29 protein-coding genes and 1 other annotated feature are annotated in these 24,442 nt (G+C 38.9%); of the genes, 27 read left to right on the plus strand and 2 right to left on the minus strand.

Features of this window, described 5'->3' with window-relative positions; all coding sequences use genetic code 11:
• The first annotated feature begins 2 nt into the window (after positions 1–2).
• The 16 genes from F0527_RS05205 to mtnN all read left to right on the plus strand — a co-directional run bounded on the left by F0527_RS05205 (position 3) and on the right by mtnN (position 15,249).
• Positions 3–662, plus strand: a complete 660-nt coding sequence (locus tag F0527_RS05205; protein ID WP_150284010.1) for a tetratricopeptide repeat protein — start codon at positions 3–5, stop codon at positions 660–662.
• A 20-nt stretch (positions 663–682) separates the two neighbouring features.
• On the plus strand, positions 683–3,139 hold the full coding sequence (gene recD2, locus F0527_RS05210) for an SF1B family DNA helicase RecD2 (RefSeq protein WP_150284011.1): 2,457 nt from the start codon (positions 683–685) through the stop codon (positions 3,137–3,139).
• Between the two features lie 67 nt (positions 3,140–3,206).
• Positions 3,207–3,412, plus strand: a binding site (T-box leader).
• Between the two features lie 43 nt (positions 3,413–3,455).
• On the plus strand, positions 3,456–6,119 hold the full coding sequence (gene alaS / locus F0527_RS05215) for an alanine--tRNA ligase (protein ID WP_150284012.1): 2,664 nt from the start codon (positions 3,456–3,458) through the stop codon (positions 6,117–6,119).
• Positions 6,120–6,192: 73 nt separating this feature from the next.
• Positions 6,193–6,459, plus strand: coding sequence for an IreB family regulatory phosphoprotein (locus F0527_RS05220; protein ID WP_147193895.1), 267 nt, complete (start codon positions 6,193–6,195; stop codon positions 6,457–6,459).
• Positions 6,460–6,461: 2 nt separating this feature from the next.
• Positions 6,462–6,881: a Holliday junction resolvase RuvX gene (gene ruvX, locus F0527_RS05225; protein ID WP_066786180.1), complete on the plus strand. Its 420-nt coding sequence runs from the start codon at positions 6,462–6,464 to the stop codon at positions 6,879–6,881.
• Positions 6,882–6,890: 9 nt separating this feature from the next.
• The gene (locus F0527_RS05230; RefSeq protein ID WP_066786183.1) at positions 6,891–7,178 is read left to right on the plus strand and encodes a DUF1292 domain-containing protein; all 288 of its coding nucleotides are present in this window, start codon (positions 6,891–6,893) and stop codon (positions 7,176–7,178) included.
• A gap of 124 nt (positions 7,179–7,302) precedes the next feature.
• Complete coding sequence (locus F0527_RS05235; RefSeq protein WP_066786187.1) at positions 7,303–7,596, plus strand: DUF1292 domain-containing protein; 294 nt, start codon at positions 7,303–7,305, stop codon at positions 7,594–7,596.
• A 78-nt stretch (positions 7,597–7,674) separates the two neighbouring features.
• Positions 7,675–8,790 carry an endolytic transglycosylase MltG gene (mltG, locus tag F0527_RS05240; protein WP_066786192.1) on the plus strand — a complete coding sequence of 372 codons (1,116 nt, stop codon included), beginning with the start codon at positions 7,675–7,677 and terminating at the stop codon, positions 8,788–8,790.
• Between the two features lie 135 nt (positions 8,791–8,925).
• Complete coding sequence (locus F0527_RS05245) at positions 8,926–9,558, plus strand: O-methyltransferase (RefSeq protein WP_066786194.1); 633 nt, start codon at positions 8,926–8,928, stop codon at positions 9,556–9,558.
• Between the two features lie 5 nt (positions 9,559–9,563).
• Positions 9,564–10,493: a peptidase U32 family protein gene (locus F0527_RS05250; protein ID WP_150284013.1), complete on the plus strand. Its 930-nt coding sequence runs from the start codon at positions 9,564–9,566 to the stop codon at positions 10,491–10,493.
• A gap of 17 nt (positions 10,494–10,510) precedes the next feature.
• On the plus strand, positions 10,511–11,785 hold the full coding sequence (locus F0527_RS05255) for a peptidase U32 family protein (RefSeq protein WP_066786200.1): 1,275 nt from the start codon (positions 10,511–10,513) through the stop codon (positions 11,783–11,785).
• Complete coding sequence (gene udk / locus F0527_RS05260; RefSeq protein ID WP_147193886.1) at positions 11,786–12,424, plus strand: uridine kinase; 639 nt, start codon at positions 11,786–11,788, stop codon at positions 12,422–12,424.
• Between the two features lie 115 nt (positions 12,425–12,539).
• Positions 12,540–13,016, plus strand: a complete 477-nt coding sequence (gene greA, locus F0527_RS05265; RefSeq protein ID WP_066786206.1) for a transcription elongation factor GreA — start codon at positions 12,540–12,542, stop codon at positions 13,014–13,016.
• Between the two features lie 207 nt (positions 13,017–13,223).
• Complete coding sequence (locus tag F0527_RS05270) at positions 13,224–13,436, plus strand: hypothetical protein (protein WP_150284014.1); 213 nt, start codon at positions 13,224–13,226, stop codon at positions 13,434–13,436.
• 164 nt (positions 13,437–13,600) lie between these two features.
• Complete coding sequence (locus F0527_RS05275) at positions 13,601–14,407, plus strand: YrrS family protein (RefSeq protein ID WP_150284015.1); 807 nt, start codon at positions 13,601–13,603, stop codon at positions 14,405–14,407.
• Positions 14,408–14,553: 146 nt separating this feature from the next.
• Positions 14,554–15,249 (plus strand): 5'-methylthioadenosine/S-adenosylhomocysteine nucleosidase, encoded by a 696-nt coding sequence (mtnN, locus tag F0527_RS05280; RefSeq protein ID WP_066786216.1) that lies wholly within the window; start codon positions 14,554–14,556, stop codon positions 15,247–15,249.
• A gap of 258 nt (positions 15,250–15,507) precedes the next feature.
• Here mtnN and sigK read toward each other — a convergent pair whose 3' ends face one another.
• Both sigK and pssA read right to left on the minus strand, forming a co-directional pair.
• Positions 15,508–16,221, minus strand: coding sequence for an RNA polymerase sporulation sigma factor SigK (gene sigK / locus F0527_RS05285; protein ID WP_066791851.1), 714 nt, complete (start codon positions 16,219–16,221; stop codon positions 15,508–15,510).
• A gap of 104 nt (positions 16,222–16,325) precedes the next feature.
• Complete coding sequence (gene pssA / locus F0527_RS05290; RefSeq protein WP_066786218.1) at positions 16,326–16,865, minus strand: CDP-diacylglycerol--serine O-phosphatidyltransferase; 540 nt, start codon at positions 16,863–16,865, stop codon at positions 16,326–16,328.
• Positions 16,866–16,951: 86 nt separating this feature from the next.
• Between pssA and F0527_RS05295 the strand changes: the two genes are divergently transcribed.
• The 11 genes from F0527_RS05295 (at position 16,952) to F0527_RS05345 (ending at position 24,430) form a co-directional block, all read left to right on the plus strand.
• Complete coding sequence (locus F0527_RS05295) at positions 16,952–17,731, plus strand: phosphatidylserine decarboxylase (protein WP_150284016.1); 780 nt, start codon at positions 16,952–16,954, stop codon at positions 17,729–17,731.
• Between the two features lie 126 nt (positions 17,732–17,857).
• On the plus strand, positions 17,858–18,379 hold the full coding sequence (locus tag F0527_RS05300) for a YqeG family HAD IIIA-type phosphatase (RefSeq protein WP_150284017.1): 522 nt from the start codon (positions 17,858–17,860) through the stop codon (positions 18,377–18,379).
• On the plus strand, positions 18,376–19,479 hold the full coding sequence (yqeH, locus tag F0527_RS05305) for a ribosome biogenesis GTPase YqeH (RefSeq protein WP_150284018.1): 1,104 nt from the start codon (positions 18,376–18,378) through the stop codon (positions 19,477–19,479). The genes F0527_RS05300 and yqeH overlap by 4 nt, the downstream gene beginning before the upstream one ends.
• Positions 19,480–19,491: 12 nt before the next feature.
• Positions 19,492–20,325, plus strand: a complete 834-nt coding sequence (aroE, locus tag F0527_RS05310; RefSeq protein ID WP_150284019.1) for a shikimate dehydrogenase — start codon at positions 19,492–19,494, stop codon at positions 20,323–20,325.
• Positions 20,326–20,329: 4 nt separating this feature from the next.
• Complete coding sequence (yhbY, locus tag F0527_RS05315) at positions 20,330–20,635, plus strand: ribosome assembly RNA-binding protein YhbY (protein ID WP_150284020.1); 306 nt, start codon at positions 20,330–20,332, stop codon at positions 20,633–20,635.
• 12 nt (positions 20,636–20,647) lie between these two features.
• On the plus strand, positions 20,648–21,220 hold the full coding sequence (locus F0527_RS05320; protein WP_147193871.1) for a nicotinate-nucleotide adenylyltransferase: 573 nt from the start codon (positions 20,648–20,650) through the stop codon (positions 21,218–21,220).
• Positions 21,207–21,782: a bis(5'-nucleosyl)-tetraphosphatase (symmetrical) YqeK gene (gene yqeK / locus F0527_RS05325; protein WP_066786235.1), complete on the plus strand. Its 576-nt coding sequence runs from the start codon at positions 21,207–21,209 to the stop codon at positions 21,780–21,782. The genes F0527_RS05320 and yqeK overlap by 14 nt, the downstream gene beginning before the upstream one ends.
• Positions 21,783–21,891: 109 nt before the next feature.
• Positions 21,892–22,242, plus strand: a complete 351-nt coding sequence (rsfS, locus tag F0527_RS05330) for a ribosome silencing factor (protein WP_066786237.1) — start codon at positions 21,892–21,894, stop codon at positions 22,240–22,242.
• A complete protein-coding gene (locus tag F0527_RS05335; protein ID WP_150284021.1) occupies positions 22,239–22,976 on the plus strand; it encodes a class I SAM-dependent DNA methyltransferase in 738 nt (245 codons plus the stop codon). Before rsfS ends, F0527_RS05335 begins: the two co-directional genes overlap by 4 nt.
• 48 nt (positions 22,977–23,024) lie before the next feature.
• Entirely contained in the window at positions 23,025–23,768 is a 744-nt protein-coding gene (locus F0527_RS05340) for a helix-hairpin-helix domain-containing protein (RefSeq protein ID WP_223823525.1), read from the plus strand.
• Between the two features lie 80 nt (positions 23,769–23,848).
• Positions 23,849–24,430 (plus strand): ComE operon protein 2, encoded by a 582-nt coding sequence (locus F0527_RS05345; protein WP_066786247.1) that lies wholly within the window; start codon positions 23,849–23,851, stop codon positions 24,428–24,430.
• Positions 24,431–24,442 lie beyond the last annotated feature (12 nt).

A 24,442-nucleotide genomic window follows, 5' to 3' on the forward strand; every position in this document is an offset into this window, starting at 1 on the left:
AAATGGATTTAAATGAGTTAGGTATTAAAGCCATCCAAGAAAAACGGTATGAAGATGCCGCAAAAGCCTTTACACAAGCTATAGAAGAGAATCCAAATGAAACAATTGGCTATATTAACTTTGGAAATTTGCTCGCATCGCTTGATGATATCGAGCGAGCAGAGCGATTTTTCCAAAAAGCTATTTCATTGGATGAATCTGCGGCAACTGCTTATTATGGCCTTGCAAACCTTTACTATAATTCAGAACGTTATACAGAAGCAGCAAAACTGTATGAACGTTCTATCCGCCATGGTATTAAAGGAGCAGACGCTTATTTTATGCTTGGCAAAAGCTTTGAACATATCGACGAGCCGAAACTCGGATTGCCTTATATGCAAAGAGCTGCAGAACTAGCACCGGAAGATTTACAGATCAGGCTTTCTTATGGCATTATGTTAGCTACTTTGGAGCTTTTTAATGAGGCAGAAAAAGAGCTGAAGTATGTAATCGATACAGATTGGAACAATGCCGATGCCCATTATAATCTGGGTGTCCTGTATGCTGTTTCTACCGATAAAATAGAAGATGCACAGTATCATTTAAAGCAAGCTTTTACTTTGCAGCCAGAGTTTGATCAAGCACGTTACATTCATGACATGCTTGCAATGAAAAAAGATTAAAAAGAAAGGTGGTGGCAGCGTTGGCTGAAAATCTATCTTTATTTTCCGATGAACCACTTTTTATTGTCGGCCGGCCTGTCGTCACAATATTTCATAATGCACAAAACTTATTCTCGATTATTAAATTGAAAATCCAAGAAACAAATACGGATTATAAAGAAAAAGAGATTATTGTCGCAGGCTATTTTCCTGCTGTCTCAGAAGAAGCGTTATACCGTTATACAGGGCAGCTGAAACAGCATCCTAAATATGGGCTGCAGTTTCAAGCTGCCACTTTTGAAAAAGAGATTCCAGCAACTGAAACAGGTGTCGTGCAATATTTATCTAGCGATTTATTTCCGGGGATAGGCCACCGTACAGCTGAAACGATTGTTCAACAGCTAGGTGCAGATGCTATTAAAACCATCATTGAAAATCCTGATGTGTTGGATGACGTTCCACGCTTAACAGAAGATAAAAAACAAACACTGCGCTCTGTACTTGAGCAAAATTTAGGGCTTGACCGCATTATGATTCAATTGAACGAATGGGGATTTGGTGCTCAAATTGCTGTGAAGATTTATCAAATGTATGAAGGTGAGACACTACAAGTACTACAAAAAAATCCGTACCGCCTCATTGAAGATATTGAGGGGATCGGTTTTCAGCGAGCGGATGAACTGGGCGCTAGGCTACAAATCACCGGCAACCATCCCGACCGCATCAAAGCCTCTATACTTCACTTGTTAAACACTGCCTCATTATCAGAAGGGCATGTTTTTTTAGATGCAAGAGAAATTTTGCCTGCTTCCAAGGCGATGCTTGAATCGAGTCAGTCATGCACGATTGAATACGATGATATTTCCCAAGCAATAATTGAACTAGGCGAGAATGGCAAAGTTTGCGGTGAAGAAACAAGAGTTTATTTGCCGTCTCTTTATTATTCTGAAATAGGCATTGCTTCAAAGATTACAGAGCTAGCTCAAAAAAACGAAGAGCACTCATCTTTTCCTTCTTCTGAGATAAGGAAAGTAATTGGTGAAGCAGAAGAGCGCTTTGGTGTTACATATGCAGATACACAAGTAAAGGCAATTGAAACGGCTATTAATTCAGCTGTAATGATTTTAACGGGGGGCCCCGGAACGGGGAAAACAACAGTTGTCAGGGGGATAGTAGATGTCTATGCAGAACTGCATGGACTCTCGCTCAATCCTAAAGATTACGCTGAGAAAGAAGAGGCCTTTCCAATCGTCCTTGCGGCTCCTACGGGTAGAGCTGCCAAACGCTTAAGCGAATCAACGGAACTGCCTGCAATGACTATTCATCGCTTGCTAGGTTTCACGGGTCAAGAAAAAGAAGAAGATGTGGAGCGAGAAGTAATGGGGCGGCTTATTATAGTCGATGAAATGTCAATGGTTGATACATGGCTCGCACATCAACTTTTGAGGGCATTGAATGATGACTGCCAAGTAATATTTGTAGGCGACCAAGACCAACTTCCGCCGGTAGGCCCTGGTCAGGTTTTAAAGGATTTGCTTGCCTCAAAAGCCATTCCAACAGTGGAGTTAACAGATGTTTATAGGCAATCAGAAGGATCATCAATAATTCAGTTGGCACATGAAATGAAACGTGGTACTGTCCCTCAAGACTTGATGGTGAAAACAAGCGACCGTTCATTTATACGTGCAACCCAAGATCAAATTGCAGACGTTGTAGGACAAGTGGTCAAGAGTGCTATTAATAAAGGCTTTTCTATTCATGACGTCCAAGTGCTCGCACCAATGTATCGTGGCAATGCTGGCATTGATGCAATGAACAAAATGCTACAAGAATTACTAAATCCTAAAAAATCCCAAAAAACAAAAGAGATTGCCTTTGGTGATACAATTTACCGGATTGGCGATAAAGTGCTACAACTTGTTAATCAGCCAAATAATAATGTGTTTAATGGCGATATGGGTGAAGTCATTTCAATTGTGAAGGCAAAAGAAACGATTGAAAAAACGGATTTAATGGTTGTATCGTTTGATGGCATTGAAGTAACGTATCAAAAAAGTGATCTAAATCAGGTAACGCTTGCGTATTGCTGCTCCATTCACAAATCGCAAGGAAGCGAGTTTCCGATGGTTATAATGCCAATAGTCCGCGGTTATTCCAAAATGCTTCGGAAAAATTTGCTATATACAGGCATTACAAGAGCTAAAAATTTTCTTATTCTATGTGGCGAGCCAGACACATTTGTGTATGGCTTTCAAAAAACAGATGATATGAAACGCCATACCTCACTTGTAGAGCGTTTATCATTGGAAGAGACAACTGAAATCAAATCGCTAGAAGAAAAGAATGATACAAAATCGGACCCAACTGAGAAAGAAGCAATACAATCAGTAGAAGACAAGGTACCTGTTACTTTAACGCTAGATAATTATTCAGGCATTCATCCAATGATTGGAATGGCCGGCATTAGCCCTTATGATTTTATGAATAATGAGAATTGACAGAAGTAAAAGCATTTCTTAAAATAAGTAAGAGTTATCCTATTTAAACAAGATTGATCTCTAATACTGCAATACGTTGAAGGAAAAAAGTACTTGTTGGTCCGTGTACAGAAAGAGGTTCCTAGGCTGTGAGAACCTTCACCAACCAATTTGGAAAAGCTATTCCTGAGTGTAGCCAAAAACTACCGTGTGCCGCGTTAAGGTAATTAAGTGATAATAGCAAAAGCTATTATAATTAGGGTGGTACCGCGAATAGAAACCTTCGTCCCTGTTACAGTGGATGGGGGTTTTTTTATATATAAAAGGAGGAAAATTAATGAAAACATCAGCAGAAATTCGTCGCAAGTTTATCGAATTCTTCGAAGAGAAAAAACACAAACAAGAACCTAGTATGCCGCTTGTGCCAATCAATGACGCGTCATTACTATGGATCAATTCCGGAGTAGCAACGTTAAAAAAATATTTTGATGGCTCAGTGATCCCTGAAAATCCACGTATTACGAATGCACAAAAAGCAATACGTACGAATGATATTGAGAATGTCGGTAAAACAGCTCGCCACCATACATTCTTTGAAATGCTTGGGAACTTCTCTATTGGTGATTACTTTAAAAAAGAAGCTATCCACTATGCATGGGAGTTCTTAACAGATCCAAAATGGATGGGCTTTGAAGGTGAAAAATTGTCCATTACCATACATCCGGAAGATAATGAGGCCTATACGATTTGGAAAGACGAAGTTGGTATTCCAGAAGAACGCCTAATTCGTTTGGAAGGGAACTTCTGGGATATTGGAGAGGGTCCTAGTGGTCCTAACTCAGAAATATTCTACGATCGCGGGGAGAAATACGGCAACGACCTGAAAGATCCAGAATTATATCCAGGCGGTGAAAATGAGCGCTATCTAGAAATATGGAATCTTGTTTTTTCTCAATTTAATCATAATCCAGATGGCACATATACACCTCTGCCAAAACAAAACATTGATACAGGTATGGGCCTAGAACGTATGGCTTCAGTTGTTCAAGATGTGCCAACTAACTTTGACACAGATTTGTTTATGCCAATCATCGAAAAAATTGAAGAATTTGCAAATCGTAAATATAAACGCCCAAATGAAATCGATTTAAATGAAATCTTTGGCAGCGAGGAAGATATAAACACGCCATTCAAGGTCATTGCAGATCACATCCGGACAGTGGCATTTGCAATTGGTGATGGAGCATTACCTTCAAATGAAGGTCGTGGTTATGTGCTTCGCCGTTTACTTCGCCGTGCAGTACGATATGCAAAACAAATAGGTATCGAAAAACCATTCATGTACCAACTTGTACCAACAGTTGGTGAGATCATGGCTGACTTCTATCCAGAAGTGAAAGAAAAAGCTGAATTTATCGCTCGCGTTATTAAGAACGAAGAAGAAAGATTCCATGAGACATTACATGATGGCCTTTCTATCTTCAATGAAGTGGTAGAAGCCCAAAAAGCGAAGGGGCAAACAAGCATTCCTGGAGCAGATGCATTCCGTTTATATGATACCTACGGCTTCCCAGTTGAATTGACAGAGGAATATGCAGAAGAAGTAGGCATGACAGTGGATGTTGAAGGTTTCGAAGCGGAAATGGAAGTTCAACGTGAACGTGCTCGTAATGCGCGCCAAGATGTCGATTCTATGCATGTTCAATCAGAAGTACTTGCAAACCTAACAGAGGCAAGCACATTTGTGGGTTATGAAACTCTTGAGACAAACACAACAATTGCGGCAATGGTAGTAAATGGACAAATCGAAAAAACAGCTTCAGAGGGTGATGAAGCACTAATTATTCTTGCTGAAACACCTTTCTATGCTGAAATGGGTGGGCAAATCGCTGACCATGGTTCAATTAGCAACGATTCATTCAAAGCATTTGTAAAAGATGTACAAAAAGCGCCAAATGGCCAAGCATTGCACACAGTTATTGTTGAATCTGGCGAAATGCATGTAGGTGAAGATGTATTTGCACAAGTTGATCGCACAGAACGTAACTTGACTGTGAAGAACCATACAGCAACACATCTATTGCAACGCGCACTGAAAGATGTGTTAGGCGATCATGTAAGCCAAGCTGGTTCATATGTAGGACCAGATCGCCTTCGTTTTGACTTCTCACACTTTGGTGCTGTTACTAAAGAAGAGTTAGAAAAAATAGAGCAGATCGTTAACGAAAAAATCTGGGATGACATCGCAGTAGTTATTGAGGAGATGCCAATTGCAGATGCAAAAGAAATTGGTGCAATGGCTTTATTTGGTGAAAAATACGGTGATGTGGTGCGCGTAGTACAAGTGTCCGATTATTCTATTGAACTATGCGGTGGTATCCATGTTAAACGTTCTTCTGAAATTGGATTCTTTAAAATCATGTCAGAAGGCGGTATTGGTGCAGGCACACGACGTATTGAAGCTGTAACAGGCAAAGTTGCATATCAAGCAACGAAAGAAGAACAGCATGTTTTAGAACAAGCAGCTAGTTTGCTGAAAGCAAATCCGAAAGACTTAGTCGCACGTGTAGAAAGCCTTCAACAAGAGTTGAAAGAGCAACAACGCGAGAATGCGTCATTATCTGCCAAAATAGCAGGTGCACAAGCTTCAACTATCTTATCATCAGCACAGAAAATCGGCGATGTAACGGTGCTGGCAACAAAAGTTGAAGCAAAAGACAACAATCAATTACGCCAACTAATGGATGATTTGAAAGCTAAAATGGACCAAAGTGTCATTGTTTTAGGCGCAGCATCTGAAGGCAAAGTTATGCTGATTGCCGGGGTAACAAAAGATCTAGCAAACGGAAACTATCACGCAGGCAAGATTGTGAAAGAAGTTGCTGAGATTTGCGGAGGCAAAGGCGGAGGCCGTCCTGATATGGCTATGGCGGGTGCAAAAGATGCTTCTAAATTGGAAGAAGCGTTGGATTCCGTGTATAATTATGTAAAATCTATTTAAAAGGTTTGTTGAATAGGGTATACTAACATAGATACAAGACGTTATTCTACTATTTTAAAGTGAGGTGCCCTGCATGAGTAAGTTTGATCAGACGATGAAATTTAATTTCCCTGAAGAATCGATGGAACAAGAAGTTAGAGAAACCATGCAACGAGTACATGCAGCACTAGAAGAAAAAGGATACAATCCTATCAATCAAATCGTTGGTTATCTATTATCAGGAGATCCTGCTTATATCCCTCGCCATCAGGATGCACGGAACAAAATTCGTAAACTTGAACGTGACGAAATTTTAGAAGAGTTGGTTAAGTTCTATATTAAAAAGAATAACGAGGCATAATGATGAGAATAATGGGTTTAGATGTTGGCTCCAAAACGATTGGCGTAGCAATTAGCGATGCGCTAGGTTGGACAGCCCAAGGTATCGAAACGGTAAAAATCGATGAGGAAAATAATGAATTCGGCATTGAAAGAATCCAAGAACTGGTGAATGAGTATGGCATTGCTGAATTCGTTGTAGGTTTCCCCAAAAATATGAACAATACCGTTGGACCAAGGGGCGAGGCATCACAGGCCTATGCAAAGCTTTTAGAAGATACATTTTCTAAGCCAGTAACGCTTTGGGACGAGAGATTGACAACAATGGCTGCGGAACGTTTGCTAATCGAAGCGGATGTACGTCGCAAAAATCGAAAAAAAGTCATTGATAAAATGGCGGCGGTTATGATTCTTCAAGGATACTTAGACCGAAAACAGTTATGAGGTGGAATTATGGAAGAATTTGAAGAAAGACATATTACAGTTGTAGATGATGAAGGCAATGAGCAACTTTGCGAAGTGCTTCATACATTTGATTCCGAACAATTCGGAAAATCATATGTACTTTACTCTATTATGGGTTCAGAAGACGAAGATGGCACAGTTGAGATCTTCGCATCCTCTTATGAACCATCTGATAATGGAACAGATGGTGAACTTACTCCAATCGAAACAGATGAAGAGTGGGATTACATCGAATCTGTTATTGAAGAGTTGGATGAGGATATTGAACAAGGATAATTGCAGAGAGTTGGCAGTTTAGTTTAAAATAAATGTTCAGCAATATGTATTTATCCATTATAAAAGCAATACTTAAGATGCTGCTGTAGTAGACAGCACAAAATATATAGAAGAGGTGACCTAAATGGCACATGAACACGAACATGATCACGAGCACATCGTGGCAGTAGATGAATTCGGTAACGAACAAGTATACGCGGTACTTTATACATTCGACTCTGAGGATTTCGACCGCTCCTATGTACTTTATTATAAAGAAGGCGCTGCAGAAGGCGAAGAAGTTGAAATCTTTGCATCTGCTGTTGTCCCAGCTGAAGATGGTGAAGGCGGAGAACTTGTTCCTATTGAAACTGATGAAGAATGGGACATGGTGGAAGAAGTTTTAAACACTCTTGACGCTGAATTTGGCGAAGAGTAATTGTTTGCCTAAGCGGAATGAGCAACTAGCATTCCGCTTTTTTGTGCAGCAAACATCCGTTAAGGAGGAATTGCCTACGTGGAAAAGAAGAAAAACCAAGATCAAATCAATAAAATAAAAGAGCGGCAGTCTGAAAAAAGGGTTGTACGTAAAATTGTATTAGCTGCATCCGGAGTATTTATTGCACTTGCACTGGTTCTTGGGATAAGTATGTATTTTTATGTAAATAATGCGTTAAAGCCAGTAGATGAAAATGCAACTAAAACAGTCAAAGTTAATCTCCCGATCGGTTCATCGATTGATACTATTTCCGAAACCTTGGAGAATAAAAATATTATTAAAAATGCTAAAGTCTTCAAGTATTATACAAAGGTAAAAAATGAATCAGAATTTCAAGCAGGTACCTATAATCTGACGTCTTCTATGACGATCGATGAAATTATCAAAAGTCTGAAAACAGGGAAAGTGTACCGTACGCCAATCTTTACGATTACAATCCCAGAAGGATTAACTCTTGACCAAATTGCAGAAAAAGTTGAAAAAAGTACAAACTACTCGAAAAAAGAGTTTATGGATCTCGTGAATAGCAAGAAATTCATTAAACAAATGAAAAAAGCGTATCCACGCACCGTTACAAAAGCAATTGACCAAAAAGATATACGCTATCCGCTTGAAGGCTACCTTTACCCTTCGACATACCCGTATTTCGAAGAGAAGCCGACATTACAGGAAATCATAGAGCCAATGATTGCACAGACCAATGAGGTTATCACTAATTACTCTGGCCAATTGAAGCAAAAACATTTATCTGTTCATAAATTTTTGACATTTGCTTCCCTTTTGGAGAAAGAAGCAACAGCCAAAACAGACCGTGAAACGATTGCTAGTGTCTTTTATAATCGTTTAGAAAGCAAAATGCCACTTCAAACCGACCCTACTGTTCTTTATGCATTAGGAGAGCACAAATCCCGGGTCCTTTATAAAGATTTAGAAGTGAAAAATCCATACAATACGTATAAGATTAAGGGATTGCCACCAGGCCCTATTTCAAACGCAGGTAAGGAATCACTTGAAGCTGCAATAAATCCAGCAACGACAGAATACCTATACTTTGTGTCAGACAAAAACGGCAACAATCACTTCTCTAAAACGTATGATGAACATTTAGGTAAAGTTGAGAAATATATAAAGTAAACTAGGAAAAAGATGCTGAACCGATTTATTGAAATTAGGTTTGAATAACTAAGATAGGAGAAGAGCGGCTCTCGCTTTTCTTCTATTTTTGTGATAAGATAAAGTGTATTTTTGAAAAAATAAGGAGGGAATTGTATGGCTATTTCGGATGCATATACAATGTCCTTTATAAAACCACGAAATCCATTGCTTACTGAGATGGAACAATTCGCAAAAGAAAACTTTGTGCCTATTATGCAACTGCCAGCAATTGAACTATTGCTGCAAATGCTCCGAATCCAACAACCTAAAAGTATATTAGAAATTGGCACTGCAATTGGCTACTCTGCCATTCGTATGGCTGAGGCATTGCCCGAAACAAAAATAGTGTCAATTGAACGAGATGAAAATCGTGTACAGCAAGCTAAACATTTTCTTTCGAAATCTTCTGTTGCTGAGCAAGTGGAAATCATCACAGGCGATGCATTAGAAGTAGATATAGAAAATCATCACTCAGCATTTGATGCTATTTTTATCGATGCTGCAAAAGGACAATATCAAAAGTTCTTTGAAAAGTATAGTCCGCTTATAAAACAAGGCGGTATTATATATATCGATAATATGTATATGCACGGCCTTTCCGATCTAGAGCTTTCAGAGGTACCTAGGCGGAAAAGAACGATGATTCGTAATTTGCATCAATTTGCGGATTGGATGATAGAAAATGAAGATTACCAATCCACATTCTTCCCAGTTGGTGATGGATTATTGATTTGTATAAAGAGGTGACCATAATGACAAAACCTGAATTACTTGTAACTCCACAATCGCTTTCACATATTAAAGCGCTTATTGAAGCAGGTGCAGATGCCTTTTTAATAGGTGAACAGCAATTTGGTTTACGATTAGCAGGAGAATTTACTATTGAAGAAGTACGTGAAGCTACTGCAATCATTCACGATGCTGGAAAAAAAGTATACGTTGCGATGAATGCCATCTTCCATAATGATCGGGTGGATGCATTAGCACCTTATATGAAAGCATTAGCAGAAATAGGAGTGGATGGCATCGTCTTTGGCGATCCATCAGTTATCATTGCTAGACGCGAAGCAGACGTTAACATTCCATTACATTGGAACCCAGAAACAATTGCAACAAACTGGTTCCAAGCTAATTATTGGGGCAAACGCGGTGCAACAAGAGCTGTCCTTGCTCGTGAATTGAGCATGGATGAAATAGTTGAAATTAAAGAAAATGCCGAAATCGAAATCGAAGTCCAAGTGCACGGAATGACATGTATGTTCCAGTCGAAACGCCCACTGCTCGGCCATTACTTCATGTATGAAGGCAAAGCAATGGAAGTTGAAAAACGGAAAAACAATCGCAATATGTTCTTGCATGATCCAGAACGAAACAGCAAATATCCAATATACGAGGATTTAAACGGTACGCATATTTTCAGTCCGAATGATATGTGTATTATTGATGAATTAGACGAATTATTTGAAGCTGAAATCGACGTTTTCAAAATTGAGGGTGTTTTGCATACAGAAGAATATGTAGTCGCAGTAACAGAGTGTTACCGCAAAGCAATCGATGCATACACGGAATCTCCTGATGCATACTTCGATATAAAAGAAGAACTACTCGCAAAAATTGAAGAAATTCAACCAGAGTTGCGTCCATTGGATACAGGCTTCTTCTTCAAGGAAACTGTATACTAGGAAAGGAGAAAAAGACCGTGACATTATTAAAAGACGATGCGATAAGCGAAATTCGTGATGGCAAAAGAGTCATCGTTAAAAAACCCGAATTGCTAGCACCTGCAGGCAACTTGGAAAAATTAAAAATTGCAGTCCACTATGGTGCAGACGCTGTATTTATCGGCGGCCAAGAATTTGGTCTTCGCTCAAACGCAGGAAATTTCTCAATTGATGAAATGCGCGAAGGCGTAGAGTTTGCTAATAAATATGGTGCCAGAATCTATGTGACAACGAATATTTTTGCTCACAATGATAATATGGATGGGCTTGATGAATATCTAAAAGCACTGGAAGGCGCAGGAGTAGCAGGTATTATTGTAGCGGATCCATTAATTATTGAAACATGTAAAATTGTTGCACCAAAATTAGAAATCCATTTAAGTACACAACAATCCCTTTCCAACTGGAAAGCTGTTCAGTATTGGAAAGAAGAAGGATTAGAGCGTGTCGTGTTAGCACGTGAAACAAGTGCGGAAGAGATCAAACTAATGAAAGAAAAAGTGGATATTGAAATTGAGTCATTTGTTCATGGCGCAATGTGTATTGCTTATTCTGGTCGTTGTGTTTTATCTAACCATATGACTGCGCGTGATTCTAATCGCGGGGGTTGTTGCCAATCATGTCGATGGGATTATGATTTATATGCAGTAGAAGATGGTGAAGAAAAGCCTTTATTTGAAGAAGGCAACGAAGCCTTTGCAATGAGCCCGAAAGATTTGAAGCTTATCGAATCTATTCCAAAGATTATTGACTTAGGCATCGATTCTTTAAAAGTGGAAGGCCGTATGAAATCAATTCACTATATAGCTACTGTAGTCAGTGTCTACCGTAAAGTAATCGACGCATATTGTGCAGATCCTGATAATTTCAAAATTAAACGTGAATGGCTTGAAGAGCTAGATAAATGTGCAAACCGTGAAACAGCTTCTTCTTTCTTTGAAGGACAACCTGGATATGAACAACAAATGTTCGGTGAACATGGCAAGCAAACGAAATTTGATTTTGTTGGCATGGTCTTAGATTACAATGAAGAAACACAAATGGTTACATTACAGCAACGCAATTACTTTAAACCTGGCGACGAAGTAGAGTTTTTCGGACCTGAAATTGAAAACTTTAAAGTTGTCATTGACGAAGTATGGGATGAAGATGGACAAGCACTTGATGCTGCTAGACATCCATTGCAAATCGTTCGTTTCAAATGTGCTGAGAAGCTGTATCCAATGAATATGATGCGCAAGGAGATGCGATAGATGGAAAAACAACGTCCAGTTGTGATTGGCATCGCTGGAGGTTCTGGGTCTGGCAAAACAAGTGTGACACATGCCATCCATGATGTATTTAAAGAACATTCAGTAGTAGTGATTGAGCAAGACTTTTATTATAAAGATCAAAGCCATTTGGAATTTGATCAACGACTAGAAACGAATTATGATCATCCGGATGCTTTTGATACGGATTTATTAATTAGTGATGTAAAGCGTTTATTAGAAAGAAAGTCCATTGAAAAACCAGTGTATGATTATGCACTACATACACGTTCAAAAGAAACCATTCATATTGATCCGCAAGATGTTATCATTCTTGAAGGAATTTTGGTACTTTTTGATCCGCGCTTGCGTGAATTGATGGACATTAAATTATTTGTGGATACGGATGCAGACTTGCGGATTATTCGCCGTATTTTACGCGATATCAATGAGCGTGGTCGTTCAATGGATTCTGTCATTGAGCAATATCTTTCTGTTGTTCGTCCGATGCATAATCAATTTATTGAGCCAACTAAGCGTTATGCAGATATTATTATTCCAGAAGGCGGCCAAAATGAAGTTGCAATTGATTTAATGGTTACAAAAATAAAAACAATTCTTGAAACAAATAGTATTGTGTAATATCATTGTAAATGATTAGTAAATATTCTTGTTAGAAACTATGTCGCATGCTTTAACGAGTAGCGACATAGTATTTTTATTAAGATGATGAAGAAGCAATCGAGGAGTGAATAAAATGGCAGCAGAAAAACAATACCCAATGACTGCAGCGGGTAAGCAAAAACTAGAAGAAGAATTAGAATTCTTAATTTCAACTAAACGTAAAGAAGTTGTTGAACGCATCAAAACAGCTCGTGGTTTTGGTGACTTATCGGAGAACTCCGAGTATGATGCTGCGAAGGACGAACAAGGCTTTGTAGAAGGCCGTATTTCGCTTTTGCAAACAATGATTCGTAATGCCATGATTATCGAAGAAGGCGCAAGTACATCTGATATCGTAACAATTGGCCGTACAGTAACATTCAAGGACCTAGAGGAAGACGACGAAGAAACTTACACAATCGTAGGTTCAGCAGAAGCAGATCCTTTCGAGGGTCGCATTTCAAATGATTCGCCAATCGCTAAAGCCCTACTTGGCAATAAAGTAGGAGACCGCGTAAAAGTTAATACACCTGGTGGAGACATGGATGTCGAGATTATTTCTATTAAATAAAAAGTAAATCCTTTTAAAGAAGACAATCGTTTGTATTGTCTTCTTTTTTTTATTAAACGCAATTAAGCGGAAATTATTGTATTCAACAAGTGAGGTTTTTGTTATAAATAGATTAAGTAAACGTATCGGTCATTATTAAATGGTTGAATGAGGAAAGAGTAAATAAATTATATTCTGAATTATTAAACGAAGGAAAGGAAGATTTAATTGAAAACATCTAAAAAGAAAAAGTTAATCGCGATTTTCGGTAGCGTTGGCATTTTAACTTTGGGTATATCACTCATGATCATCATTAAATATCAGTACCATACGAATCAATTAATTATAGCTGATTGTTTTGAAAACTACGGAAATGAAACGACAGTAACAATTAAAAAGCATGTTATTGGGTCTGCGGTTACTTGTAAAAGAAATGAATAAGACTTTAATCCTTATTTTATACGCTATAGGGCTACCTGGAATGCTTTTCATGTATACTCGCAAAGCTAGAAGCGTATTCTGTTTTTATGCTATGATAGACAAGAGTATTAAGAAACCAAACCAGATGATGCGCGTCATCATGTAAAGAAGTAAGGGGGAGACTTATGGCTGAAATTGGACGCCGATATAATCCGAATGGCAAAAAACCAAAAAACACAGATAAAAAGAAAATGGATAAAATATTGAATGTGTTAATTGGTGTTGTAGCTGCACTTATACTCGTTGTAGCTGGATTCATTGTCATTGGCGGCTCGCATAACAAAGACACTAAAAGTGATAAAGTTGCCCAACAAACACCGCAAGAAAATGAATCCGAAAAAGATAATATAGTAGAAAAAGATTCAAAAGAGCTAGAAAAAGAGAAAGCAAAACAAGCGGAAGAGGCCAAGAAAGAAAAAGCAGACGCAGCTGAAGAAGAAAGTGATGCACAAGCGGAAGACGATAATTCGTCTAGTGAACAAGAAGAGACGGCTAGTGATGAAGAGAATAATTCAGCATCAGATGAAACACAAGATAATGAAGAAAGTAAGAAAGACAGTGACCAATACAGTCATACGGCTAAAGTCGAAGAATCTAACGATCCAAACGTGAAAAAAGTTGTTACCGATTCAAAATGGAAGCCAACTAAAACAAAACAAAAAGAATCCAGCGATGTCCATAATTCAAGCTATACAAAAGGTTCACTTGATTGGAACGAAAAAATAAAAACGATTGCTCATACGACAGGCTTAGATGAAAATGATATGATTATATGGTATGTTAAGAACGGTGGTAGCCCGAATACGTCAATCGGGATTGTTTCTTCAAAAGACAAGACCAAGAACTATCGTGTTTCAATGGAGTGGATTTCTAATAAAGGTTGGAAACCAACTAAATTGGAAGTCTTAAAAACACATCAAGGCGCTTATTAAAATATGTGCGATGCCCCCAATAAGTGAGGCATCGCCATTCTTTATGTTGTAATATAATAAGCGTTATGTAGTATAAGTGACTATCTCCTAAGGGAAGATTACGGCCCAGTACGGAGTAGATTTATCTTAAGGAAGGAAGTATAAAAATGAGAATTGCTGTCATTGGCGCAATGGAAGAAGAAGTAGAATATTTAAGAAACACACTAGAAAATACGGAGAGCCGAACCATGGCGCATAGTGAATTTACGACAGGTACATACGCAGGCCATGATGTCATCCTTCTGAAGAGCGGGATTGGCAAGGTCAATGCAGCCATGACAACTACATTGCTACTGCATGAATACAAACCGGATATTGTCATTAATACAGGATCTGCAGGCGGCTATGATGAAAATCTTGATATCGGTGCAATAGTTATTTCAGACGAAGTAAGGCATCATGATGTGGATGCTACTATTTTCGGCTATGAAATCGGACAAGTTCCACAAATGCCAGCTATGTTCCAATCAGATCAAAAACTAATCGAAATCGCGAAAGAAGCTGTAACAGAAATAGGCGAGCACCAATTTGCAGTTGGTCTGATCACAACGGGCGACTCGTTTATGAACGATCCTGTTCGTGTGGAAAAAGTACGTGGGGATTTTAAATCAATGAAAGCTGTTGAGATGGAAGCAGCTGCTGTAGCGCAAGTTTGCTATCAATTTGATACTCCTTTTGTGGTCATTCGTGCTCTTTCTGATATTGCTGGCAAAGAATCTGCAATCAGCTTTGATGAATTTTTACAAGTAGCAGCAAAACATTCAACAGAGATTGTTTTGAAGGTTATTTCAAAGTTAGCGTAAGGCAGTGGCCTGACACAATTTATCCAAAATTTAGACAGCAGTTGTTCATAATGTTCCATTCAAAGCCTTCTTTTAAGTGGTAAGATAAAAGCAACAGATACTTACATACTTAGGATGCGGGAGGGATTCTCATGACTTTTATTATGGCGGCGGCTATGGCAATTACAGCAGTATTAAGCCTTATAATGGTATCAGAAGTTTCCGAATGAATGAATCTTAAAGATAGAAAAGAACTGCCATATATATGGCAGTTCTTTTTTATTGCTCGAAATTTCGATGATTTTTCTTTTTTAAATGCTGGTACAGTTTGACTAGTGCACGTTTTTCAATGCGGCTAACATAGCTTCTGGATATATTCATGTCTTTTGCAATTTCCTTCTGGGTTTTGGGTTCTTGCTGGCCGAGTCCATAGCGCTGTTGAATAATGCTTAATTCACGGTCATCTAATAAATCTAGATGCTCATATAAAAGCTGCTCTTCTTCACACCTTTCAATCTGTTGTTCGGTGGAAGGTTCATCGCTTTGCAAAAAATCTGCAATTTCTAGCGGGTTACCATCTTTGTCAGAGCCGATGGTTTCGTGTAAAGACACGTCTTTTTGAACTTTTTTCTGGCTTCTTAAATGCATTAGTATTTCATTTTCTATACAACGAGCTGCATATGTAGCAAGCCTCGTCTTTTTCTGCGGCGTAAAGCTTGCTACCGCTTTCATTAACCCAATCGTCCCAATGGAAATATAGTCATCAAGCTGTTCGTGTTTCGGATGGAATTTTTTGACGACATGCGCAACAAGCCTCATATTTCTTTCAATGAGTTCAAGTTTTGCAGATTCATCGCCATTCATATACCGTTCGAGACACTCGGCTTCTTCCTCTTTTGAAAAGGGTTGCGGAAACGATTGGCCTTTTAAATAGCCAAGTAAGACGGGGAGATCGACCCACAGTTGCATGATGGCTGTTAAAAGGGAGCTAATTGTCGTCATCCTTCCTTACATGTGAGTAACACATCATATGACAAGAGAAGTCATTTTACAACAAAAAAATGACCTGCAAATGCAGGTCATACTTATTCGCCAAATTAAACCTTCTTTAATGTAAACGTGCTAATCATAAGAACTGATAGAAGTGGGAATAAAAACATATAAAAAACTGGGGATAATACCGGTATGAAGAAAAATGTTAACGTTAAGATAGCACCAGATGCGGTAATTGGCAGACCGCTGAAATAGCCATTGGATTCTGTAATATTGAAACGAGCCAGCCTAAATGCACCGCATGCAATATATAATACAGCGACAATCATACCGATCGTGCCAAAATGGACAAGTGTCATTTCATACATTAATATCGCTGGAGCCACACCAAATGATATAATATCACTCATGGAGTCCAATTGTTTTCCTAGCTCTGATTCTTGATTGAATTTCCGTGCCACTTTGCCATCGTAACGATCCAAAAAGGCAGCTATGAAAATAAACAATACAGCATAATTAAAGGATTCATGGATGGTTGCCATAATAGAGGCGCCGCCGAATGAGATATTCCCTAGTGTGATAGTATTAGCTAAGTGTGCTTTCATTTTTTTAATTGTGGTATCCACTACTTCAATTAAAAACAATGGACATCATTCCTTTATGTTCAGTATTACAATATTATACTTCTTTTAATTGGGAGTGTAAAACTTTTTTAAAATGAGGGTTGTCAATGTTACGTGAAAAATATTACCGGTCACTTGTAGAATTAACAAACGGCAGGTGGTCGTCTACGATACTGCGAGGAGTAGCTGGTTCTCGCTTTAGCAAAAGAATAATTTCTTCCTATATACGATTATATGGAATTGATACGCAAGAAACGGAAAATAACACATACCACAATCTACATGACTTTTTCACTCGGAAATTAAAACAGGGTGCTCGGCCGATTGCAGAAGGAACTGAATTGTATACAAGCCCAGTTGATGGAAAAATTGAATCCTGCGGCGATATTGTAGAAAACAGTATATTTTTGGTGAAGGAAAAAAGGTACAACCTTGTTGATCTACTAGGCAAAGAAGAAAATATTGCAAAGTATATCAATGGAAAATACATTGTGTTTTACCTTAGTCCGGCGGATTATCATAGGCTTCATAGTCCGATTGATGGTGAAGTGATAAAACAATTTACACTTGGAAGAAAATCTTATCCCGTTAATTCTTTAGGATTGACTTATGGGGATCAGCCGATTTCAAAAAACTACCGACAAATCACAGAGCTACAAACAGCAAACGGTGCCACTTGCGCGTTCATTAAAGTAGGTGCCATGTTCGTGAATTCCATTCATTTGACGAATACAACAACAGAGTGGAAAAAAGGAGAAGAAGTAGGGTTCTTCAGTTTTGGATCAACCGTTGTGATGCTTTTTGAACCCAATAGCGCAGAATTCTTGGAACAAACTGTTCCCGGTCAAAAGATCCAAGTGGGTCAAGCATTTGCACATATGCTATAATTTGTAGAGCGTAGATAAACCATTGGGCTTTTACGGGAGGTTCACCCCTTCCTAGCTTCTTGAGCAAATATATTTGTTAGGGGAACAGCCTGTAAATGCAGGATAATAGATTTATTGGAGGAAAAAATGTACAAATTGATTATGCCACAGGAATTTGCACTTTCGGTGTTTGATATTACGCCGGAAAAGCTGAAAGAAAAAGGCATTCGGGGGATTATTACAGATCTCGACAACACATTAATCGAATGGGATCGTGCAGATGCTACAGAGGACTTAATTGCCTGGTTTCAGCAGATGAAGGATGCTGGAATACAGGTTGTCATTCTGTCAAATAATAAAGAGGCACGCGTCAAAAAATTTGCAGATCCGGTCGGAATTCCTTATATTTTCCAAGCACAAAAACCGCTTGGCAAGGGATTTAAACGTGCTCTTGCATTACTTGATATGAAACCTGAAAAAGTGCTCATGCTGGGAGATCAAATGCTCACAGATATGATGGGAGCAAACCGTAGTAGGTTATATACGATTTTAGTAAAGCCTGTTGCACAATCGGACGGTTTTGTTACACGATTCAATCGTTTCATCGAACGCCGTGTTTTTAAATATTTAAGCAAAAAAGGAATTAAAACGTGGGAGGAAAAAGAATGAAAGACATGCCACAATGTATTGGCTGTGGTACTACCATCCAAACTGAAGATAAAAATGCACCAGGATATGCTCCTGCAGCAACGTTAGAGAAAGAAGAAATCATATGCCAGCGCTGTTTCCGTCTCAAGAATTACAATGAGCTTCAGCCTGTTTCTTTGACAGATGACGACTTTTTGCGCATCTTAAACGGCCTTGGTACTCAAAAAGGCTTAATCGTAAAAATTGTAGATATATTTGATTTTAATGGGAGCTGGTTACCTGGATTACATCGTTTTGTCGGCAATAATCCGGTACTCCTCATCGCAAATAAAGCGGACTTGTTACCAAAATCAGTGAAAAAACAAAAAGTGATTAATTGGCTGAAAAGAGAAGCAAAAGCGCTTGGGCTAAAACCAATCGATGTCTTGCTTGTCAGTGCGCACAAAGGCAGCGGTATGGATGAAGCGATAGAAGCAATAGAGAATTATCGTAATGGACAAGATGTTTTCGTTGTTGGGTGTACAAATGTAGGGAAATCTACATTCATTAACCGCATTATTAAAAGAGCAACAGGAGCAGGGGATATCATCACTACTTCTTATTTCCCTGGCACTACGCTAGACATGATTGAAATCCCGTTAGAAGATGGACAAGCTATTTATGACACGCCGGGTATTATCAATCATCATCAAATGGCGCATTACTTAAATCCATCAGAGCTTAAATATATTATGCCCAAAAAAGAAATTAAACCAAAGGTATTTCAATTAAATCCGGCGCAAACTCTATTTATCGGCGCGCTTGCGCGATTTGATTTTATTAAAGGCGAGAGGGCAGCCTTTACAGTGCATATTGCTAATGAACTGATAATTCATCGTACTAAGCTCGAAAATGCAGATGAACTTTACGAAAACCATAAAGGCGAGCTGCTATCACCGCCTACAAAGCAACATATGGATGCACTGCCGAAATTGGTACGCCATGAATTTTCAATTAAAGAAGCGAAAACTGATATTGTCTTTTCTGGGCTTGGCTGGATTACAATACAAGATCCAAATGTCGTAATTGCGGCATATGCACCAGAAGGAGTCGAAGTGCAAGTTCGCCCGTCATTGATATAGGGAGGAACTAAGATGAAGAAATGGTATGCCGTTATAGGAAACCCCATTGAGCATTCTTTGTCGCCTTTAATGCATAGTACGTGGATTGAAAAAGAGGGCAAAAATGCAAGCTATATCCCGGTTCATGTATTGCCAGAAAATTTAGAAGCAGCCGTGACTTCATTAAAACTACTTGGCTGCAGCGGCTGGAATGTGACCATACCACATAAAGAATCCATTATTCCATTCCTTGATGAGATTGATGACACAGCTGCACAGATGGGTGCGGTTAATACAGTCGTAAGGATGCAGGATGGTCGGTATAAAGGTTATAATACGGACGGGCTTGGCTTTGTACGTTCTTTAGAAGAAGCAGTTGGCATAGACCATCGCCATAAGTCTGTCTTGCTAATTGGAGCGGGCGGGGCCGCTCGGGGCATTGCGTTTGCTTTAAAGCAAACTGGATATAGGCAAATTAATATTGCCAATCGTACAATCAGCAAGGCACAGGCTATTTGTGATGATTTGGATATAGAGGCTAAGGCGCTTACCTTAGAGAGAGCATCAGAGGATTTGGATCGATATGATATTATTATCCAAACGACGGCTGCAGGTTTAAATAAAAGTGAATTTTCAATGCCCATTGGGCTCAAACGGCTGTCTAAGACTGCAATTGTAGCAGATATTGTGTATAATCCAATGATGACGCCATTTTTAAAAGAAGCAAAGCGATCAGGAGCCACCATTGTGACAGGGCTAGGTATGTTTATCCATCAGGGTGCACTTAGTTACAGTTACTGGATGGGCTCGTACCCGAATGCGAAAGATGTAGAAGAACTTTTGCTTCGGCAAATAGGAGGAAATTGATTTTATGTTAACAGGTAAACAAAAAAGATTTTTACGTGCAGAAGCACATTCATTACAGCCGATTTTTCAAGTGGGCAAAGGCGGTGTTAATGAAGCAATGCTTGTACAAATTAAGCAAGCATTAGAAGTGCGTGAATTATTAAAAGTACGTATTTTAGACAACTGTGAAGAAGATAAGCATGATGTGGCAAAACAATTAGCTTCAGGCACAAATGCAGAACTTGTTCAATTGATTGGTCTTACAGTTGTTTTATATAAACAAGCATCAAAACGTGAACATCGCAAAATCGAATTGCCAAAAGCAAAATAAGGATTTGATTCCATGAAAAAAGTAGGGCTTCTCGGCGGCACTTTTAATCCGCCGCATATTGCGCATTTAATCATGGCTAATGAAGCGTATTATGCGCTTAATTTAGATGAAGTGCGCCTCATGCCAAATGCAATACCACCGCATAAAGTTAAACCAGAAGATGCAACAGCAGAACAGCGATTTCATATGACAGAACTCGCTGCAGAGATGGTTCCACATTTTACGGTAGAACCTTATGAAATCAAGCATGGCGGCGTATCTTACTCTTATGATACGTTAAGAGCCTTAACAGCATTAGAGCCAGAAGTAGAGTTTTATTTTATCATTGGCGGAGATATGATAGATATGTTGGATGAATGGTATCATATTGAGGAATTGACAAAGCTAGTCCATTTTGTTGGTGTACACCGCCCTGGTTCAGTTGGTAGCACGTCGTTGCCTGTGCAAAAGATTGAGGCGCCGATGGTCGATTTATCTTCAACAATGATTCGCGAGCGATTACATGCAGGGAAACCAGTTACATTTATAGTGCCGCCTGCGGTGGAGGAGTACATACGAAAGGAAGGTTTATATGGGACGAAATGAATTATTAGCTGCAATGAAAGACCGTATGCCTGAGCGTCGTTATATCCACACCATTGGCGTTGCAGACACAGCAATCGAATTAGCAACGCGCTTCAATTTAGATACAAAAAAAGCGGAAACAGCGGGAATTCTGCACGACTCATGCAAATATGCGGACCGTGTTTGGATGAAGGAAGTTATTAAAGGCGAGAACATGAATCCATTACTGCTTGAATACCACCATGAATTATGGCATGGTCCTGTAGGTGCTTATGTTGCGCAAAGAGAATTCCATGTAGAAGATGAAGATTTGCTCAATGCGATTCGCTACCATACAACAGGGCGCGCTAACATGAGTGATTTAGAAAAAATCATTTATATCGCTGATATGATTGAACCGAACCGTCAATTTTCAGGGGTTGAAGAGTTGAGGAAAGCTGCACAAGAGCTACCTTTAGATGAACTAATGAGTAAATGTATTACGCACTCAATTGGGTTTCTTATCAGCAAGGGTCAACCTGTGTTCCCAGATTCTTTCCAGTGCTACAATGATATATTGCAAAAAAGAAGAAGTAATATATAAGAACTTTTCAGCAACCTCTTACTTAAATCAACGGTTAATATAGACTAAACTTGCGTAACATAAGTATATGTTTTGGCGTAAAGTCAAAGGAAAGAAGGAAAACAAATATATGGCAAATAATTTATTAGAAATTGCTTTTAAAGCTTGTGATGACAAAAGAGCAGAAGATATAGTTGCGTTAAATATGGAGGGGATTTCACTTTTGGCGGATTACTTCTTAATTTGCCATGGTAACTCCGATCGCCAAACCCAAGCAATTGCGCGTGAAATCGCAGATGTTGCTCATAAAGCAGGCTATGAAGTAAAAAGGCTTGAAGGTTTTGATTCGGCTCGATGGATTTTAGTAGATCTAGGTGAAGTGGTATGTCATGTTTTCCACAAGGACGAACGCGCTTACTATAACTTAGAACGTCTATGGGGAGACGCGCCTGAAAAATTTGTAGCAGTGGATCCAGAATGAGTAGCTACTCACAATTCGCACAAATATATGATGGCTTAATGACAGACGTTCCATATGATGAATATGTCAATTGGGTCACTTCACATGCATCGCCTGCCTCTTATCCCAATCTCTTGGATATTGGCTGCGGTACAGGGACAATGGCCGCAAAATTTGCGGCTCTTGGCTATAAAGTTAGCGGCATCGATCTTTCTGAAGATATGCTAATGGTAGCTTCTCAAAACTTTGCAGAAGCAGGCCTTGATATTCCTCTCTATTGCATGTCCATGGATGAGCTTGAGGGTTTCAATCATCTCGATGTCATTACGATTCCGATAGATTCTATCAACTATGTTCTAGAAGAAGATGCGGTAAGAGAAACACTTAAGCGTATATATGAATCATTAAAAAGCGGCGGACAGCTGTTTTTTGATGTGCATTCAATTTACAAAATGGATGAACTTTTTATGGACTCTCCTTTCACTTATGATGACGGAGAAGTCAGCTATTTGTGGATGACTGAAAAAGGTGAAGAACCTCATTCTGTCCATCATGACATTGTTTTCTATTCCCAACTAGATAACGGGTATTATGAAAGATTTGAAGAATTTCATACACAGCGTACATTTGATGTAGAAATGTATAAAAATATGCTCAAAGAAGCCGGCTTTCAGGATATCTTTATCACAGCTGATTTTGCTGAAAAAGAGCCTGTAGAATTTTCTGAAAGAATTTTCTTCCGGGCTGTAAAATAGTCTTTTCAAAAAAATGAATATCCTATATACTGGAATTAGCTTCGTATATTGCCTTCTGACAAAGAAAGGATGTGCGGACTAATTCCTTCTTTTTTGAAGAAAAATGGCAAAAAATTTGGCATCCCCATAGCCATCGTTATTTTTTTCTTTACTTTTATATACTTTTCCAAACAATCGTCCACACCCCCACAGGACGACTTATTTTCCCGTGCTGAAAAACAAAACGAATTAAACGAACCAAATACTGCTGATCTTGCAAATGGCAAATCAAATAGCACATCGATTGAAAAAACTGAAATCGTAGCGTCTACATCCATAATGGTAGATGTCAAAGGAGCGGTCAAAAATCCAGGGGTCTACAAGCTGGATGGTGATAGCCGCGTTATAGATGCTATTAAGCTGGCTGGAGGATATGCTAAGAATGCACAATCTAAGCAAATCAATCATGCACAAAAGTTGCAGGATGAGATGGTTATTTACGTGCCCCAAACAGGCGAAGAGGTAGAAGAAGTGCTGTCCATTGCATCAAACGACAAAACCGCAGTCCAGCCGTCTATCAATACTAGCAGTCCAAGCGGTGGTAGCCAAAGTTCTTCAAATTTAGTAAATCTCAATACTGCAGATGAATCAGTTTTGCAAACCTTAAATGGTATTGGTCCTGCAAAAGCCCAAGCTATCCTTGCCTATCGGACAGAAAATGGATCTTTTCAAACAATTGAAGATTTAAAAAATGTAACGGGAATTGGTGACAAAACATTTGAATCGCTACAAGATCAAATAACAGTCAATTAAATAGCCCGTTTGCCTGTTGAAAAAGATGTCTCTTAAAATTACACTGAATATAATAAGTAATAATTACAGGAGGCAATAATATGGAGCGAATCACGTGGAACCAATTTTTCATGGCGCAAAGCCATTTGCTTGCACTTAGAAGTACATGCACAAGATTATCAGTAGGGGCTACAATAGTCCGTGAGAAACGAATTATTGCTGGAGGTTATAATGGTTCGATTTCCGGAGATGACCATTGCATCGATAATGGGTGCTATGTTGTGGACAATCATTGCGTTAGAACAGTGCATGCTGAGGTTAATGCTTTGTTGCAATGTGCGAAATATGGAACGCCGACAAAAGGAGCAGATCTCTATGTGACGCATTTTCCTTGTTTGCCATGTACCAAATCTATCATACAAGCAGGCATCCAAAACTTATACTATGCAACAGACTACAAGAATAACCCGTACGCCATCGAATTGTTGGCGCAAGCGAAAGTGAATGTCGTACATGTACCTTTTGATGAGAGAAAAATAGACTTTTTAAGTGATGAAAAAATGATGCTCTATATGGACATGCTTACTAAATTGCGTGAACATGGTGCAACGCCTGAAGAATTGGCCCCTTACGAACAGAAGGTGGAAGAATTATTTGGCCATTCTCTTTTAGACATAAATTAATATATATAGCTT

It is taken from the genome of Rummeliibacillus sp. TYF-LIM-RU47 (assembly GCF_008638315.1).
GTDB classification, from domain to species: Bacteria; Bacillota; Bacilli; order Bacillales_A; family Planococcaceae; genus Rummeliibacillus; species Rummeliibacillus stabekisii.

Coding starts and splice junctions, on each gene's coding strand:
- F0527_RS05295 (WP_150284016.1), top strand. CDS start 16,952: ATGTTACGTGAAAAATATTACCGGTCACTTGTAGAATTAACAAACGGC.
- yqeH (WP_150284018.1), top strand. CDS start 18,376: ATGAAAGACATGCCACAATGTATTGGCTGTGGTACTACCATCCAAACT.
- yqeK (WP_066786235.1), top strand. CDS start 21,207: ATGGGACGAAATGAATTATTAGCTGCAATGAAAGACCGTATGCCTGAG.
- F0527_RS05235 (WP_066786187.1), top strand. CDS start 7,303: ATGGCACATGAACACGAACATGATCACGAGCACATCGTGGCAGTAGAT.
- rsfS (WP_066786237.1), top strand. CDS start 21,892: ATGGCAAATAATTTATTAGAAATTGCTTTTAAAGCTTGTGATGACAAA.
- F0527_RS05335 (WP_150284021.1), top strand. CDS start 22,239: ATGAGTAGCTACTCACAATTCGCACAAATATATGATGGCTTAATGACA.
- F0527_RS05275 (WP_150284015.1), top strand. CDS start 13,601: ATGGCTGAAATTGGACGCCGATATAATCCGAATGGCAAAAAACCAAAA.
- mtnN (WP_066786216.1), top strand. CDS start 14,554: ATGAGAATTGCTGTCATTGGCGCAATGGAAGAAGAAGTAGAATATTTA.
- aroE (WP_150284019.1), top strand. CDS start 19,492: ATGAAGAAATGGTATGCCGTTATAGGAAACCCCATTGAGCATTCTTTG.
- F0527_RS05300 (WP_150284017.1), top strand. CDS start 17,858: ATGTACAAATTGATTATGCCACAGGAATTTGCACTTTCGGTGTTTGAT.
- F0527_RS05320 (WP_147193871.1), top strand. CDS start 20,648: ATGAAAAAAGTAGGGCTTCTCGGCGGCACTTTTAATCCGCCGCATATT.
- ruvX (WP_066786180.1), top strand. CDS start 6,462: ATGAGAATAATGGGTTTAGATGTTGGCTCCAAAACGATTGGCGTAGCA.
- greA (WP_066786206.1), top strand. CDS start 12,540: ATGGCAGCAGAAAAACAATACCCAATGACTGCAGCGGGTAAGCAAAAA.
- F0527_RS05345 (WP_066786247.1), top strand. CDS start 23,849: ATGGAGCGAATCACGTGGAACCAATTTTTCATGGCGCAAAGCCATTTG.
- F0527_RS05220 (WP_147193895.1), top strand. CDS start 6,193: ATGAGTAAGTTTGATCAGACGATGAAATTTAATTTCCCTGAAGAATCG.
- F0527_RS05250 (WP_150284013.1), top strand. CDS start 9,564: ATGACAAAACCTGAATTACTTGTAACTCCACAATCGCTTTCACATATT.
- alaS (WP_150284012.1), top strand. CDS start 3,456: ATGAAAACATCAGCAGAAATTCGTCGCAAGTTTATCGAATTCTTCGAA.
- F0527_RS05205 (WP_150284010.1), top strand. CDS start 3: ATGGATTTAAATGAGTTAGGTATTAAAGCCATCCAAGAAAAACGGTAT.
- udk (WP_147193886.1), top strand. CDS start 11,786: ATGGAAAAACAACGTCCAGTTGTGATTGGCATCGCTGGAGGTTCTGGG.
- F0527_RS05230 (WP_066786183.1), top strand. CDS start 6,891: ATGGAAGAATTTGAAGAAAGACATATTACAGTTGTAGATGATGAAGGC.
- yhbY (WP_150284020.1), top strand. CDS start 20,330: ATGTTAACAGGTAAACAAAAAAGATTTTTACGTGCAGAAGCACATTCA.
- F0527_RS05245 (WP_066786194.1), top strand. CDS start 8,926: ATGGCTATTTCGGATGCATATACAATGTCCTTTATAAAACCACGAAAT.